Origin of the sequence: Cupriavidus sp. SIMBA_020, assembly GCF_046535395.1 — a bacterium.
In the GTDB taxonomy this organism is placed as follows: Bacteria; Pseudomonadota; Gammaproteobacteria; order Burkholderiales; family Burkholderiaceae; genus Cupriavidus; species Cupriavidus campinensis.
Genome location: NZ_JAWRWU010001507.1, coordinates 1 through 241 on the forward strand (window position 1 = coordinate 1; position 241 = coordinate 241).

The 241-nt window shown below is 58.1% G+C and carries 1 protein-coding gene; it reads right to left on the bottom strand.

The annotated features are described in order from the left end of the window. Window positions 1-55: 55 nt before the first annotated feature. Window positions 56-241 (bottom strand): winged helix-turn-helix transcriptional regulator (locus SB751_RS34625; RefSeq protein ID WP_410749570.1); only part of this gene is annotated, 186 nt, incomplete at its 5' end.

The following is a 241-nucleotide window of genomic DNA, read 5'->3' on the forward strand; positions in this document are numbered from 1 at the left end:
GATGCGCCGGCCGGATGGCTTGCTTGGGAACCGTCACGAGCAATGACTGCCAATCTTACACCGCTGCACGACTGTCAAAATCGCGGCGCGCCTCTTCTACCGCGTCAAGATTTTTAGCAGCCCAAACCCATACTCCGCAAAACGCGGCACTCAGCGTGATTCCCAGATCCGTGAGCCTGTACTCCACCTTCGGTGGCACGACTGGATATACGGTGCGCGCAACAAGGCCATCGCGTTCCAT